Source organism: Azospirillum halopraeferens DSM 3675 (assembly GCF_000429625.1).
GTDB lineage: Bacteria > Pseudomonadota > Alphaproteobacteria > Azospirillales > Azospirillaceae > Azospirillum > Azospirillum halopraeferens.
The window spans coordinates 290450-303512 of record NZ_KE386927.1; the positions used below are offsets into that span (position 1 = coordinate 290450).

Consider the following 13063-nt stretch of genomic DNA (forward strand, 5'->3'; position numbering starts at 1 on the left):
GCTCCAGCATTTTGGTAAGCGATCGGATTCACGCGTTAAATCGGTTCCGATTTAACGCGATCCGATCTAAGGCGTCCCCGCCTCCGCGGCGACGCGGCGGCCGACCTCGTAGGCGTATTGGCTGGCCGGGCGGTGCCACACCTCGACGCCGTCGCGGGTGCGCAGGGCGGCGCGGGTCAGGGTGGTGGCGCCGACCCAGCGCAGAGGCCCGGTGCGGCGCGCGAAGCGGAGCAGCGCCTCCACCGCCTCCGACGGCCCGTCGGTGCCGGTCAGGGCGCAGGCCCAGGCGGGACGGCCGTCGGCGGCGTCCAGGCCGACCAGGTCGACCGTGCCCTCGGGCAGGCGGACGAAGGCCAGGCGCTCCAGGTCGGGGGAGGCCAGCCACTGGCCGATGACCGCGCTCTGCACCAGCCGCGCCAGCATGGGGTGGTCCGTGCCGACCGGCCCGAACAGGGCGGCGTACAGGCAGGGCGTGGCGAGATGCACCTTGAAGGTGCGCATGCGCTTCAGCCGTCCGCCTTCGGGGTGGAGGCGCCCCTGGCGCACGATCAGGAAGGCGGCCTCCAGCCAGTCCAGATGGCGGCGCACCGTGTTCTTGGCCAGACCCGTGCCCACGGCGATGGCCTCGATGGACACCTCCGCCCCGGTGTTGCGGGCCAGCAGGGTGAACAGGGCCGTCAGCTCCGGCCCGCTGCCGATTCCGGCCAGCGCCGGCAGGTCGCCGTGCAGCAGGGCGTCCAGGACCGGCCCGCGCAGGCGGGCCGCCCCGTCGCCGTGCCCGGGCGGCAGCAGCACCGATTCGGGGAAGCCGCCGGCGTTGATGTAGTGCAGGAAGCGCCGGTTGAGCGCGTCCATGTCGTGCACCGCGTACACCGGCGCCCGGCCGCCCTTGCCGAAGGCCAGGGGCTCGATCAGCCCGTGCTCGCTGCCGGAAAGGTTCAGATACTCCCCGAAGGTCAGCGGCGGCAGGATGAACGGGGTGCAGCCCTCGCCACCGCCGCGGCGCAGCGGCGCCGGCCCGGCGGACAGGGCGGCGGCGAAGCGCACCCCCGGCTCGGCCGCCGCCAGCACCGCCAGGGCCCGCGGCGTGTCGGGCCGGCGGTGCAGGGAATCCAGCAGCACCACCCCCGGGCCCTCCGGCGCGCCGGCGCGCAGATGGCGCAGGATGGTGTCGAGGGCGACCGTTTGCAGGGCCGGGGCGTCAAGGTCGGCGTAGGCGACGGCGCGGGGCGGCAGGCCGGAGTCGATCAGGCGGGCGGCGGCCTGGCGGAGCAGCACCGTCTTGCCCGTCCGCCGCGGCCCCGCCAGCAGGACCGGCGGTGCCGGGCCGGGCCGGTCGAGCAGCCGGACGAACGGATCGAGGAAGTCCCGCCGCGGCCACGCGCCAATCGGGCCCGCCGACGCGGCGGCGTCCCGCCAGGGCATGTCCAGGGCCAGGCGCCCCGCGAGGTCGGCTTCGTCGAGGGCCCGCATGGCGCACGTGGACGGATGAAGGGACGGACGGCTGGGAGGACGGACGGGGACAGGATCAACGCGTTGATCCAATCTACCGGCGGGCCGGAGGGAATCCAAGCCCCGCCCTGCCGCTCCGCGGCGCGGTTGCAGGGTGCCGCGGCCGGTGGTAACAGCCCCCTCGGTGGGGATCTCCAGCCGGGCGGAGCCGTGATGAGCGTCGACGAGGATTACGTCAAATCGCCCTGCGTGCGGGTCTGCACGCTCGATGAGCGGGGGGTGTGCATCGGCTGCCGGCGCACCATCGACGAGATCCGCGCCTGGGGCGGCATGGATGCGGCGGCGCGGCGCGCCCTGGTGCGGGACCTGGAGGGGCGCCGGCCGGCCGGCGCCCGCCCATGGTTCACGCGGCGCGGGTGACGAACAGGCCTTCCGCTTCCAGGCTGGAGCGGACGTCCGCGAACTTGCGGACGTAGCGGTTGCGATAGGTCTCGAAGTCGGCGGCGATCGCCGCTTCGGCGTCGCTGCCCTTCTGCAGTTCGGCGATGCGGTGCGGATTCTCCGCCCGGTACAGGGCAAAGGCTCCGCGAACGGTCAACTCATCGGCGGTCATTGGTTCCATCCTCGAAACGGAAGGCGATTTTGTTGACCTTTAGCAGAGATAACCGGTGATGCTCAAGATCTTTGCTGCACCGCAACACAAACGTCATGCCGGGTGTCATGACGCGCGCCACCCCAACGGGACCCGCACAAACCCCCGGGCCGGAGCCGCGCAAGGGGGTCACACGGCCTCGCCGCGCAGGGCAGCCATGCGGCTGCAATCGGCGCGGATGCGGGCGAGGTGGCCGGCGATGACGTCGCCGACACCGTCCGAAAGCTCCTTGTCCAGGGCCTGTTCATAGCGGCGCACGCACTCCGCCTCGCCGCGCTCCACCTCCGCCAGGACGGCGGTGCGGTCGCGTCCCATTACCGCGGTGCGCAGGCCGAGGAAGAAGCGGTGGGCGCCGCCGAGAACGGTGCCGCCGATGTCCGGCGCCCCCCCCTGTTCGGCCACCAGACGCTGCAACTCGCGCACGATGGCGCCGCGCTGGGAGGCGAGATCGTTGAACAGGGTGCGCAGGTCGTCGTCCTCGCCGGTCTCCGCCGCCTGCCGGTAGCCTTCGTGGCTGTCCTCGACGATGCGGATCAGATCGTTCAGCGTGTCGACGGTCTCGGTCCTGAGCTTGTCCAACATGCGCGCCCTCCCTCTGCCGACGCCCCCCGGTCGAGAATAAACCCGCCGGCCGCGGGCCGGTTCCGCAGGCCCGCCGCAACGGACGGGCGGCCACGCTGTTGTTTCGGTTCGTTCCCGTCGGGGAAACCACCAATCGGACATTCGGAGGACATCGTGGCCGGAACCAAGGAAACGCTGATCGATTGGCTGCGCGACGCCTACGCCATGGAAACCCAGGCGATCGAGATGCTGGAGCGCCAGACCGAGCGCCTCGAACATTATCCGGAGCTGCTGGCCAAGGTGCGCGAGCACAAGGCCGTGACCGACCGCCAGGCCGAGCGCGTGCGCCAGTGCCTGAAGCATCTCGGCACCGACACCTCGTCCATCAAGAGCGGCATCGGCATGCTGCTGGGCAACGCCCAGTCGCTGTCGGGCATCTTCGCCGGGGACGAGGTCGTGAAGGCCGGCATCTTCAGCTACGCCTTCGAGCAGTGGGAAATCGCCAACTACCGCGCGCTGATCCGCGCCGCCGAGGAATGCGGCGAGCCGGAGGTCGCCCGCCTGTGCACCGAGAACCTGCGCGAAGAGGAGGAGATGGCGCGCTGGCTGCACGACCAGCTCCCGGAGGTGACCACCACCTTCCTGCGCCGCAAGGCCAACATGCAGACCGCCGAAGCCAAGCGCTGAGCGGACCGGCCGCCTCCCGGGACCGTCGCTCAGGATCGCCGCGGCACCCTCGCTGCCCCTCCTCCGCCCCCGGCGGAGGAGGGGTTTTTGCGTGGCCGCCGGTCCCGCCCGGTCGGAGACTTCGTTCGTACAATTACAATGATCGGAGAGTCATGGCGTTCGACGGAGACGCTCGTCCATTAGGCTCGCACGGCTCCACCGGACGTGGTATTGATTATTATCAACGAGTGCGGCAGCCGGAACAAGAACGACGCCAATAATTCGCAAACGGACAGCCGCGACCGACACACCTTGGACGCAACGGCAGTGCGCAACCTTCGGGAGGGAGGCGCGGAATGCTGTCGTATGTCCGGCGGGGGAACACCAGGTACAAGGATCACCCATGGGCTTCGAAGAGGTACGGACGTCATCCACGGCAGATCGCCATTCCGGCGGCGGTTGTTCCTGCGACACCGAAGAGAGGACCGCCCGGTCCGCGTATTTCGGGATCAACGATGAAACGGTGGCCTGTCTGCGCGCCATGGAGCCGCTGGTATCCCTGTCGCTGCCGGACATCCTCGGCCGATTCTACGAACACACGCTGGCCCGGCCGGCGATGGCCCGCCTGTTCAGCGACCCCGGACGCATCGAGGCGGCCAAGCGTGCGCAGGCCGCCCACTGGCGGCGCCTGTTCGAGGGGCGCTTCGACGACTCCTACTGGGCGTCCGTGCGCGCGGTCGGCATCACCCACCACCGCATCGGCCTGACACCCGGCTGGTACATCGCCGGCTACAGCTTCATCCTGGGCGAACTGCTGGCCCTGATCGCCCGGAGCCGCGGCGGCATGGTCGTCACGGGCCGCGGCATCGCCGACATCGTGCGCCTGCAGCAGGCCGCCTCCGCCGCGGTGATGTTCGACATGGAAGCGGCCCTGTCCGTCTACTGGGGGAAGTACACGGAGGAGCGCATCCACGCCGTGGACGTCATGATCGACCACATCGATCACGAATCCTCGGACATGGTGACCAGCGTGCTGGGCTTCACCGACGACCTCACGCACACGGTCGGCGCACTCGACCGGGTCTGCACCTCGGTCAGCGACACGGTCACCACGGCCACGGAATCCGCGCATGTGTCCCTGACCTCGGCGCAGACCGTCGCGGCCGCCGCGGAGGAGCTGAACGCGTCCATCGCCGAGATCGCCCGCCAGGTGACCGAAGCGGCGCGGACCGCCCACGCCGCGGTCGGCGACGCCGACGGCGCCAAGTCGGTGATGCGCGAACTCAGCACCGCCGCCCATGAGATCGGCGGCATCCTCGACATCATCCGCAAGATAGCCGAGCAGACCAACCTGCTGGCGCTCAACGCCACCATCGAGGCGGCGCGCGCCGGCGAGGCGGGGCGCGGCTTCGCGGTCGTGGCAACCGAGGTGAAGAACCTGGCCAACCAGTCCGGCCAGTCCGCCGACGAGATCGCGGGGAAGGTCGCCGCCATGCAGCAGGTGGCCGAACAGGCCATCGCCGGCATCGAGCGGGTGGCCGCCACCGTCCATCACATGGAAGAGATCAACGCCTCCATCTCCTCCGCCATCGAGGAACAGTCGGCGGCGACGCAGGAAATCGCCCGCAACGTCGCCGAGGCCGCGGACAACGCCCGGTCGGTCGGCGCCCTGATGGACGCGGTGAAGAGCGACACCAAATCGGCGACCGACGTCGCCCTGACCGTGGGCGGCAGCGCCGCCCGCATGCGCGAGGCGCTGGAACAGCTTCCGGCCCTGCTCGCCCGCGCCATCCGCAACTCGTCCGACCTGGCCAACCGCCGCAAGGTGCGCCGCCGGCCCACCCTGCACGAGGCGGCGGTGCGCGGCGCCGGCGGCAACGCCCGGGGCACCATGCGCGACCTGTCCGAACAGGGCTGCTACGTCGAGGTCGACCTGTCCCTGCGCGAGGGAACACCGGTCGAGGTCGACCTGCCCGGCCGCCCGGCCGCCCGCGGCACCGTGGTGGCCGGCACCGACCACGGCCTGCACATCCGGTTCGACCACGCGTCGATCACCGCGCAGGAGGTGGACCGCATCAGCCGGGAGGACATGGGCCGCATCGTCGACCTGGCCAAGGGCGATCACCGCGCCTTCGTCGAGAAGATCCAGGGAGCCCTGGACGGCAAGCACCGGCTGCTGCCCGCCGACCTGTCCACCCACCATTCCTGCCGCCTGGGCCGCTGGTACGACCATGTCAACGATCCGGCGACCCTGCGCCTCCCCTCCTACCGGGCCATGGCCGAGCCGCACCGCATCGTCCACGAGAAGGGGCGCGAGGTGCTGCTGGCGCTCCAGTCCGGCGACCGCGCCGCAGCCGACCGCCACGCCGCCGAGATGAAGCGGCAATCGGAGGCGATCCTCACCCTGCTCGACCGGCTGGGCGGGGAGTACGGGGCGATCGACCGCCGCCGGGACGAGGCGCCGATGCTGCGCGCCGCGGAGTAGTCGGACGGGGGTGCGGACCCCTCGCCACAGGGGTCCGGCGCGTCAATTGTCGTGGAAGCGGGCGTCGCCGTTGAAGCCGGCGCCCCCGCCGCCGGTCCCGCCGCCGAGCAGGCGGTCGATCAGGCCACCGATGCCGGCCGGCTCGGCCCGGCCGCGCTCGCCGGGGGCCGCCCCCGGCCGGGCGTCCAGCGCCACATAGGCCGGTCCCGGCGTGCCGTCGAAGCCCGGCAGGGGGCGGGCCGGCCGGCCCTGGTGGGCATCGGTCATGAAGGCCTGCCACAGCTTCGCCGGCAGGGTGCCGCCGGTGACCCGCTTCATCTCGGCGTTGTTGTCGTTGCCCAGCCAGACGCCGGCGATGAGGTCGCCGGTGTAGCCCACGAACCAGGCGTCGCGGTTGTCCTGGGTGGTGCCGGTCTTGCCGGCGGCCGGCCGGTCCAGGCGGGCGTTGCGGCCGGTGCCGTAGTCCAGCACCGCCGCCATCATGCCGGTCAGGCGGGCGGCGTTGCCGGGGTCCACCACGGGGCCGGCGCCGCCGCCCTGGCGGCGGTACAGCACCGCGCCGCTGCGGCTGCGGATCTCGGTGATGGCGTAGGGCAGCACGGGCACGCCGCGGTTGGCGATGCCGGCGTAGGCGGCGGTCAGCTCCACCAGCGTCACCTCGCTGGTGCCCAGCGACAGCGACAGGTCGCGCGTCAGCGGCGCCCCGATGCCGAGCCGGGAGGCGACGCGGCGCACCCGGTCCACCCCCACCCGTTCGATCAGGCGGACGGTCACGGCGTTGGAGGAATGGGCCAGCGCCTGGGTCAGCGTCAGCGGGCCGCGGAACTTGTTCTCGTAATTGCCGGGCGCCCAGTTGCCGACGCGCACCGGCGCATCGTCCAGCACATGGTCGGGCGTCCAGCCGGCTTCCAGGGCCGCCAGGAATACGAAGGGCTTGAAGGCCGAGCCCGGCTGGCGGCGCGCCTGGGTGGCGCGGTTGAACTCGCTGGTGTCGTAGTTGCGCCCGCCCACCAGGGCGCGCACCGCCCCGTCGGCGGCCAGCGCGACGACCGCCCCCTGGCCGACGGCGGCCGCGGCGCCGGGCCCGGCCAGCGTCTCCTCAAGGCGCTGTTCGGCCGCCCTCTGCAGGCCCACGTCCAGGGTGGTGGCCACCACCACGTCGCCGTGCTCCGCCCCGACGAAGCCGGGGACCAGCTCGGCCACCCAGTCGGCGAAATAGCGCCCGTCGCCGCCCGGCCGGGCGCGTGCGGAGAGCGTGGCAGACGCGGCACCCGTCCGCTCCGCCTCGCTGATGAAGCCCGCCTTCTCCATGGCGGCCAGCACCACACGCGAGCGCTCCTCCGCCTCGTGGGGGTTGGAGGAGGGCGAGTAGCGCGACGGCGCCTTCAGCAGCCCGGCCAGGATCGCCGCCTCGCGCAGATCGACCTGCCGTGCCGGCTTGCCGAAATAGGTCTGCGCCGCGGCGTCGACGCCGAAGGCGCCGGCCCCGAGATAGACGCGGTTGAGATAGGCGGTGAGGATCTCGTCCTTGGTGAACCGGTACTCCAGCCACAGCGCCAGCATCGCCTCCTGCACCTTGCGCTTCATGGAGCGCTCCGGCGTCAGGAACAGGTTCTTGGCGAGCTGCTGGGTGATGGTGGAACCGCCCTGAACCACCCGGCCCGATTGCCAGTTGACGTAGAACGCCCGCGCCAGACCGATGGGGTCGACGCCGAAGTGGTAATGGAAGCGGCGGTCCTCGATGGCCAGGACGGCATCGACGAGGTGCTGCGGCAGGTCGTGCACGGTGGCGATGGAGCCGTGCATGTCGCCGAAGCGCGCGACCTCGCTGCCGTCGGCGGCCAGCACGGTGATGGTCGGGCGGCGTTCGAGCTGCGCCATGCTGGTGACGTCGGGCAGGTCGTAGGCGAAATAGACGCCCGCCGCCCCGGCCGCGACGGCGCCCCAGATGGCCGCCACCGCCCCCCAGGCAGCCAGGCGGCGCAGCAGCCCGCCGCGCCGCGGGCCGCGCCCGCCGCGCCCGCGCGCCGGTCCGGGGCGCCGCGGCGGCGGCGGCGGCGCGGCCGGCGGTTCCGGCCGTGCCGCACCGCCCTGCGGCGGGCGGATGCGGAAGCTCCGCCGCGGGCGGGCCGGTTCGTGGCTCCGGATGGGGCGCGGGCCCGCCATCAGGTCTTTCGGTCGGTCCGACGACACGTGCGCTCACAGAGTTGTTGGCGATCCCGCGGGATCGAACTCACCCGCTCATATACGCCGCTCCCGCATGGCGGCAAAAGACCGCGGGCGCGCCATCCCCGTTTTGTCCCGCAAACGTGGCGAAACGGTGACTCCCGTGGCGCGCGCGCCACTGCCTCCTCCGGGCTTCACTCTTCCCCGCCGGTCAGCCCGTGCTTGCGCAGGTAGCCGCGGAGCTGGTGGTAGCCGAGGCCCAGCGCGCCGGCCGTCCGGCGCTGGTTGAAGCGGTGGCGGGCCAGCGCCTCCTTCAGAAGGCCGGCTTCGAAGGCGCGCACCCGGTCGAGGAAGGGGACGTCCGCACCGCCGTCGGGTGCCGGCGGCGGATCGGCCGGCACCGGCGGCGCAGCGGCGGCGGCCCCGTCGGGCGCCGCCGGGCGGTGGGGCACGGCGAAGGGGTCGAGGATGACGGCCGCCACCGGCCCGTCGGGATCGGCGGCGGCCACGGAGCGCTCCACCGCGTTGCGCAGCTCCCGCACGTTGCCCGGCCAGGGGTGGGCCAGCAGCGCGTCCAGGGCTGCCGGGGTGAAGCCGGGGAACAGGGGGCGCCCCAGCTCGCGCACCATGGCGAGGGCGAAGTGCTCCGCCAGCACGGGGATGTCCTCCGGCCGGGCGCGGAGCGGCGGCAGGGTGATCACGTCGAAGGCCAGGCGGTCCAGCAGGTCGGCGCGGAAGCGCCCGGCGGCGGCCAGCGCCGGCAGATCGGCGTTGGTGGCGCCGATGACGCGCACGTCCACCGTGCGCGTGCGGCCGCCGACCCGCTCGATCTCGCCGTATTCCACGGCGCGCAGCAGCTTCTCCTGCACCGCCGGGCTGGCCGTGGCGATCTCGTCCAGGAACAGGGTGCCGCCATCGGCCTGTTCGATGCGGCCGGTGCGGCGGCCCACCGCGCCGGTGAAGGCGCCGGCCTCGTGCCCGAACAGTTCGGAGTCCAGCAGCGTCTCCGGCAGGGCGGCGCAGTTGACCTTGACGAAGGGCCGGTCCCACCGCCGCGACAGGTAGTGCAGGCGCGCCGCCACCAGCTCCTTGCCGGTGCCGCGCTCGCCGATCACCAGCAGCGGCCGTTCCAGCGGCGCCACCCGCGACACGTGCTCCAGCATGGACCGGAACGCCGGGGCCTGCCCGATCAGCGGCGGCAGGGCGGAGGGGGACGGGTTCGACATGGTCAATCCGGCGATGATTCGGTGAAATCGGCGATGTTTCGGCTGGGCAGGCTATAGGGCGCCCCCCGGCCGGGTCAAGCCGGGCGGCCCGAACCCCGCGGAATCCGTGGCCGGCGGCGGTTGCCGGGCGGTTGGCACGACGGTTGCTTCATCCGGGGCAACAAGGAGGCCCGCAATGAGCGACGATTTCTACCGCACCCACCGCAGCGCCGGCGCGGATCGGTCCATGTCCGATACGATGTCGCGCCTGCGCGCCTATCTGGCCGGCCGGTCGTCGGAGACCTGGCTGTTCTTCTTCGCCGGCATCGTGGTCGGCGCGATCCTGGGCTGACCGGCCCCGCGCCTTCGCCCCGCCCTGACAAGGACCCGAGATCCATGAGCATCTTTTCCCGCCTGACCGACATCATCCAGTCCAACCTCAACGCGCTGCTCGACCGGGCCGAAGATCCGGAGAAGCTGATCCGCCTGATCATCCAGGAGATGGAGGACACGCTGGTCGAGGTGCGCTCTTCCACCGTCAAGATCATCGCGGAGAAGAAGGAGATCGAGCGCCGCATCGCCGACCTCACCCGCGAGCGGGACGAGTGGGAGCGCAAGGCCGAGATCGCGCTGACCCGCGACCGTGAGGATCTGGCCAAGGGCGCCCTGTCCGCGAAGGCCAGGGTTGCGGAACAGGTCGACACCCTGTCGCGCCAGCTCGCCCAGGTGGACGAGGCGCTGGGCAAGGCCAACGACGACATCACCCGCCTGCAGGCCAAGCTGAACGACGCCAAGACCCGTGAGAAGGCGCTGATCGCCCGCTCGCAGACCGCGGCCAACCGCGTGAAGGTGCGCGAGAAGCTGAACGACGGCCGCATCAACGACGCGCTTGCCCGCTTCGAGCAGGTGGAACGCAACCTCGACGAGCTGGAAGGCCGTGTCGACGCCTACGACGTCGGCCGCACCAAGTCCCTGTCCGAGGAGATCGCCGAGCTGGAGGCCGAGCACAAGATGGACGAGGAACTGGCCGCCCTGAAGGCCCGCATCGCCGCCCGCAAGGCGGAACGGTAGGATGGCACGGGCGGGCGGGGGGTGCCGCCCCCCGCCCGCACCGTCGATCGACGATCACCGGACGAAAGGACTGACCTGTGATGAGCGGCTTCGGTGTCTTCGTGCTGGGGGTGCTGTTCGTCGTCGTGGTGATGCCCCTGTGGATCATCTTCCACTACATCACCCGCTGGCGCTCCGCCCGTGGCCTGTCGGCGCAGGACGAACGCCTGCTGGCCGAACTGTGGGAAACCGCCAACCGCATGGAAGGGCGCATCCACGCGCTGGAGCGCGTGCTCGACGCCGAGGCGCCGAACTGGCGCAGCAAGGTCTGATACCGACGGCACCTGAAGGGTGCCGTCGGTATCACCCTCTCGATCAATGCCCGGGCATTGATCTGCCGGGTTTCACGGCCCGAAAATGATGGAAGTGATCATTGTCCGGCCGTAAGAGGAGAGCAGCGATGACCAACCCGTCACCGTACGATTCCCCCAACCCCCACCGTCTCTACCGCATCCCGGAGGACGGCTACGTCGCCGGCGTGTGCGCCGGCGTGGCCGACTATTTCGGCGTGCAGCCGTTCCTGGTGCGCCTGGCGGTCATCGTCGGCGTGTTCGCCTTCACGCCGCTGGTGCTCCCCGCCTATGTGGTGGCGGCGCTCGCCCTGCCGCGGCGCCCGGCGCAGGTGTACCGCACGCCGGAGGAAGAGGTGTTCTGGCGCTCCGTCACCACCAAGCCGGACCGCACGCTGGCCGGCCTGTCGCACCGCTTCCGCGACTTCGAGAAGCGCATCGGCACCATGGAGACCTACGTGACCTCCGAGGAGCGCACGCTGAACCGGGCCATCCGCGATCTCGACCGCTGAGCCCCGCCGGCGTTACCGGCGCGGCGTGCGGCGGCGGCCGTCGCGGGGGCGGATGCGGATGCGGATCGGGATGCGGCGGCCGGCGTTCGCCTGCACCACGGCCCCCACCGCCAGTGCCAGCGCCATCGTCAGGACGAGCAGATCAGTTTCCATGGGTCGGTCCTCCTGATGGGTATAACGACCGTGAACCGAAAGCGTCGAAGGCCGGCTGCGGCGCAATGGGGGTAGCCTCAGCCTTCGTGCCGCGCCACCCCCTGGATGTAGAAGCCCTTGTGCTCGGGATAGCGGGCCAGGGCCTTTTCCCGCGCCTTGCGTTCGTCCAGCGCCCAGACGACAAAGCGGCGGCCGTTCTTCCACGCCTTCAGCGCCGTCTTCTCCAGGCCGGGGTTGACGCGGGTCCCGTACTCCAGGTTGGCGATGCGCACGATCCACGAGAGATCGCTGGGCGTGCGCCGGTCGTCCAGCACGTACAGCCGCCGTTCCGCCGCGTTGGTCGCCGCCAGCCGTTCCTCCAGCTCCTCGCAGGCCAGCTCGACGGAGCGCCGGCGCCGTTTCGTCTCGCGGATCTCGCGGGCCAGGTCCAGGGTGGTGCGTGCGGCGCGGCGGATGCGGTCCACCTGCGCCTTCTTGCGCACCGCGGCCCTGGCCACCGTCTCCTCGGTGGCGGCCAGGCGGCGGAACGCCTGGCGCAGCCCGATGCCCAGGGTGGCAAGGGTCACGGCGGCGACGAAGACGAAGGTCATCATGGGGTCACCATCCTCAGGCGGCCCCCTTGACCGGCGGCCCGGCGCCGTACTGCTGGATGCGCGTCACGGCGTAGCCGAACGACTGGGGATAGCGCCGCTCGATCTCCTTGCGCGCCTCGGGAAGGCCGGCGGCCCAGACCTCCACGGTCTGCGGCTGCGCCCAGCTCGGGTCGATGGTGGCGCTGGGGCCGGTGCCGGTGCCCACGTACTTGTTGACCACCAGCGCTACGAAGCAGGGGCTTCCCGCCACCTCGTCGCCGATCAGCCGGATGACGGGTTCGCCGCCGCGCAGGGTGTCGGACAGGCGGCGGTCGAGCTGCTGGCGGCGCATGATCGCCTCCTGCACCGCGGCGTCGGCCGCCTTCAGTTCGGCCAGCCGCTCGGTCCGGCGCGCCTCCAGCCCCTGTTCCAGCCGGGCCCGACGGGCGAGCACGTCGCGGATGCCGACCAGACCGTAGCGGCGCTCGATGCGCCGCTCGCCGATGATGACGACCGCCTTGGCGATGCCCAGCGCGACCACAGAGAACGACAGGGCGAGAATGATGGCCTGCGTGTAGGTCTGCCACATGCTGCGAACCCGAGCCGATGACTGCGATGCCGGAAGAGGTAGCCCCGAAAAGCCCACGCTGCAATGGTTCCGGAGATAGAGGCCGACGGCGGAACCTCCGCCGCGGGTGCGCGGTTGGCAGGCAGGCAAGCTGATCCGACCAGCGACCCCGAACCACGGAGGACACCATGCGGCGCACCCTTCTGTTCACCACCGCGGCGGCCTTCCTGCTGGGCGCCGCCCCGGCGGCCCTGGCCGACAACGCCGCCGGCACCGCCGCAAGCCCGGCCGGCAGCGCCGCCGCCGACACCGCGGCGACGGCGTCCGACGAGGGCAGCCTGCTGGCCCTGGAGGGCATGCTCGGCCGCGAGGTCACGGGCAGCGACGGCAACACGCTGGGCCGCGTCAGCGACGTCATCCTCGACGCCGAGACCGAGCGGGCCAAGGTGGCGGTGATCGAGACCGAGGAGGCCGGCAAGTCCATCGCCGTCGACTACACGCTGCTCGACGTGGCAGAGGACCGGATCACCGCCCGCACCGTGACGCGGGACCAGGTGGCGGAGATGCCGGCCTTCGACTACGACGACAGCATGATCTCCCTGGGCCGAAAGGGGGAAGCCGCGCCGGCACAGTGACGGTGCACGCCGGGTGCGGCGGCCGGCCGCGGACGC

The 13063-nt window shown here is 71.7% G+C and carries 16 protein-coding genes; 8 read left to right on the top strand and 8 right to left on the bottom strand.

Translation table 11 applies throughout. The features are described from left to right. Positions 1-66: 66 nt before the first annotated feature. A complete protein-coding gene (locus tag G472_RS35720) occupies positions 67-1473 on the bottom strand; it encodes an ATP-binding protein (RefSeq protein ID WP_035693735.1) in 1407 nt (468 codons plus the stop codon). Positions 1474-1665: 192 nt separating this feature from the next. Here G472_RS35720 and G472_RS0125950 point away from each other — a divergent pair, with 192 nt between their 5' ends. Further along, positions 1666-1872, top strand: a complete 207-nt coding sequence (locus G472_RS0125950; protein WP_029010707.1) for a DUF1289 domain-containing protein — start codon at positions 1666-1668, stop codon at positions 1870-1872. Here G472_RS0125950 and G472_RS0125955 read toward each other — a convergent pair. Further along, entirely contained in the window at positions 1856-2065 is a 210-nt protein-coding gene (locus G472_RS0125955; RefSeq protein ID WP_029010708.1) for a hypothetical protein, read from the bottom strand. The two genes, G472_RS0125950 and G472_RS0125955, sit on opposite strands and share 17 nt — an antisense overlap. 168 nt (positions 2066-2233) lie before the next feature. Then, positions 2234-2686 carry a ferritin-like domain-containing protein gene (locus tag G472_RS0125960; protein WP_035693737.1) on the bottom strand — a complete coding sequence of 151 codons (453 nt, stop codon included), beginning with the start codon at positions 2684-2686 and terminating at the stop codon, positions 2234-2236. 153 nt (positions 2687-2839) lie between these two features. On the opposite strand from G472_RS0125960, the gene G472_RS0125965 reads away from it, so the two are divergent. Together G472_RS0125965 and G472_RS37650 are read left to right on the top strand one after the other, a co-directional pair. Then, a complete protein-coding gene (locus tag G472_RS0125965; protein WP_029010710.1) occupies positions 2840-3352 on the top strand; it encodes a YciE/YciF ferroxidase family protein in 513 nt (170 codons plus the stop codon). Between the two features lie 382 nt (positions 3353-3734). Continuing rightward, complete coding sequence (locus tag G472_RS37650; RefSeq protein WP_051341320.1) at positions 3735-5816, top strand: protoglobin domain-containing protein; 2082 nt, start codon at positions 3735-3737, stop codon at positions 5814-5816. 42 nt (positions 5817-5858) lie between these two features. Here G472_RS37650 and G472_RS35730 read toward each other — a convergent pair whose 3' ends face one another. Both G472_RS35730 and pspF read right to left on the bottom strand, forming a co-directional pair. Further along, on the bottom strand, positions 5859-7982 hold the full coding sequence (locus G472_RS35730; RefSeq protein ID WP_084536910.1) for a transglycosylase domain-containing protein: 2124 nt from the start codon (positions 7980-7982) through the stop codon (positions 5859-5861). A gap of 194 nt (positions 7983-8176) precedes the next feature. After that, on the bottom strand, positions 8177-9208 hold the full coding sequence (gene pspF / locus G472_RS0125980; RefSeq protein ID WP_029010711.1) for a phage shock protein operon transcriptional activator: 1032 nt from the start codon (positions 9206-9208) through the stop codon (positions 8177-8179). A 175-nt stretch (positions 9209-9383) separates the two neighbouring features. Between pspF and G472_RS39195 the strand changes: the two genes are divergently transcribed. The 4 genes from G472_RS39195 to pspC all read left to right on the top strand — a co-directional run bounded on the left by G472_RS39195 (position 9384) and on the right by pspC (position 11099). Beyond that, entirely contained in the window at positions 9384-9539 is a 156-nt protein-coding gene (locus G472_RS39195; protein WP_156927260.1) for a hypothetical protein, read from the top strand. A 44-nt stretch (positions 9540-9583) separates the two neighbouring features. Next, on the top strand, positions 9584-10258 hold the full coding sequence (gene pspA, locus G472_RS0125990; RefSeq protein ID WP_029010712.1) for a phage shock protein PspA: 675 nt from the start codon (positions 9584-9586) through the stop codon (positions 10256-10258). Between the two features lie 80 nt (positions 10259-10338). Beyond that, positions 10339-10569, top strand: coding sequence for an envelope stress response membrane protein PspB (pspB, locus tag G472_RS0125995; RefSeq protein ID WP_029010713.1), 231 nt, complete (start codon positions 10339-10341; stop codon positions 10567-10569). 128 nt (positions 10570-10697) lie between these two features. Further along, complete coding sequence (gene pspC, locus G472_RS0126000) at positions 10698-11099, top strand: envelope stress response membrane protein PspC (RefSeq protein WP_029010714.1); 402 nt, start codon at positions 10698-10700, stop codon at positions 11097-11099. A gap of 12 nt (positions 11100-11111) precedes the next feature. On the opposite strand, the gene G472_RS39200 is transcribed toward pspC, so the two are convergent. From G472_RS39200 to G472_RS0126015, 3 genes are all read right to left on the bottom strand, one after another. Further along, positions 11112-11252: a hypothetical protein gene (locus G472_RS39200; RefSeq protein WP_156927261.1), complete on the bottom strand. Its 141-nt coding sequence runs from the start codon at positions 11250-11252 to the stop codon at positions 11112-11114. A 77-nt stretch (positions 11253-11329) separates the two neighbouring features. After that, complete coding sequence (locus tag G472_RS0126010) at positions 11330-11845, bottom strand: hypothetical protein (protein ID WP_029010715.1); 516 nt, start codon at positions 11843-11845, stop codon at positions 11330-11332. 13 nt (positions 11846-11858) lie between these two features. Further along, positions 11859-12413: a hypothetical protein gene (locus tag G472_RS0126015; RefSeq protein WP_029010716.1), complete on the bottom strand. Its 555-nt coding sequence runs from the start codon at positions 12411-12413 to the stop codon at positions 11859-11861. A gap of 167 nt (positions 12414-12580) precedes the next feature. Between G472_RS0126015 and G472_RS37655 the strand changes: the two genes are divergently transcribed. Next, on the top strand, positions 12581-13027 hold the full coding sequence (locus G472_RS37655) for a PRC-barrel domain-containing protein (RefSeq protein ID WP_051341325.1): 447 nt from the start codon (positions 12581-12583) through the stop codon (positions 13025-13027). Positions 13028-13063 lie beyond the last annotated feature (36 nt).

Excerpts from the sequence above, each read along its gene's own strand:
- G472_RS35720 (WP_035693735.1), bottom strand. The coding sequence starts at position 1,473 with ATGCGGGCCCTCGACGAAGCCGACCTCGCGGGGCGCCTGGCCCTGGAC.
- G472_RS0125950 (WP_029010707.1), top strand. The coding sequence starts at position 1,666 with ATGAGCGTCGACGAGGATTACGTCAAATCGCCCTGCGTGCGGGTCTGC.
- G472_RS0125955 (WP_029010708.1), bottom strand. The coding sequence starts at position 2,065 with ATGACCGCCGATGAGTTGACCGTTCGCGGAGCCTTTGCCCTGTACCGG.
- G472_RS0125960 (WP_035693737.1), bottom strand. The coding sequence starts at position 2,686 with ATGTTGGACAAGCTCAGGACCGAGACCGTCGACACGCTGAACGATCTG.
- G472_RS37650 (WP_051341320.1), top strand. The coding sequence starts at position 3,735 with ATGGGCTTCGAAGAGGTACGGACGTCATCCACGGCAGATCGCCATTCC.
- G472_RS35730 (WP_084536910.1), bottom strand. The coding sequence starts at position 7,982 with ATGGCGGGCCCGCGCCCCATCCGGAGCCACGAACCGGCCCGCCCGCGG.
- pspF (WP_029010711.1), bottom strand. The coding sequence starts at position 9,208 with ATGTCGAACCCGTCCCCCTCCGCCCTGCCGCCGCTGATCGGGCAGGCC.
- G472_RS39195 (WP_156927260.1), top strand. The coding sequence starts at position 9,384 with ATGAGCGACGATTTCTACCGCACCCACCGCAGCGCCGGCGCGGATCGG.
- pspA (WP_029010712.1), top strand. The coding sequence starts at position 9,584 with ATGAGCATCTTTTCCCGCCTGACCGACATCATCCAGTCCAACCTCAAC.
- pspB (WP_029010713.1), top strand. The coding sequence starts at position 10,339 with ATGAGCGGCTTCGGTGTCTTCGTGCTGGGGGTGCTGTTCGTCGTCGTG.
- pspC (WP_029010714.1), top strand. The coding sequence starts at position 10,698 with ATGACCAACCCGTCACCGTACGATTCCCCCAACCCCCACCGTCTCTAC.
- G472_RS39200 (WP_156927261.1), bottom strand. The coding sequence starts at position 11,252 with ATGGAAACTGATCTGCTCGTCCTGACGATGGCGCTGGCACTGGCGGTG.
- G472_RS0126010 (WP_029010715.1), bottom strand. The coding sequence starts at position 11,845 with ATGATGACCTTCGTCTTCGTCGCCGCCGTGACCCTTGCCACCCTGGGC.
- G472_RS0126015 (WP_029010716.1), bottom strand. The coding sequence starts at position 12,413 with ATGTGGCAGACCTACACGCAGGCCATCATTCTCGCCCTGTCGTTCTCT.
- G472_RS37655 (WP_051341325.1), top strand. The coding sequence starts at position 12,581 with ATGCGGCGCACCCTTCTGTTCACCACCGCGGCGGCCTTCCTGCTGGGC.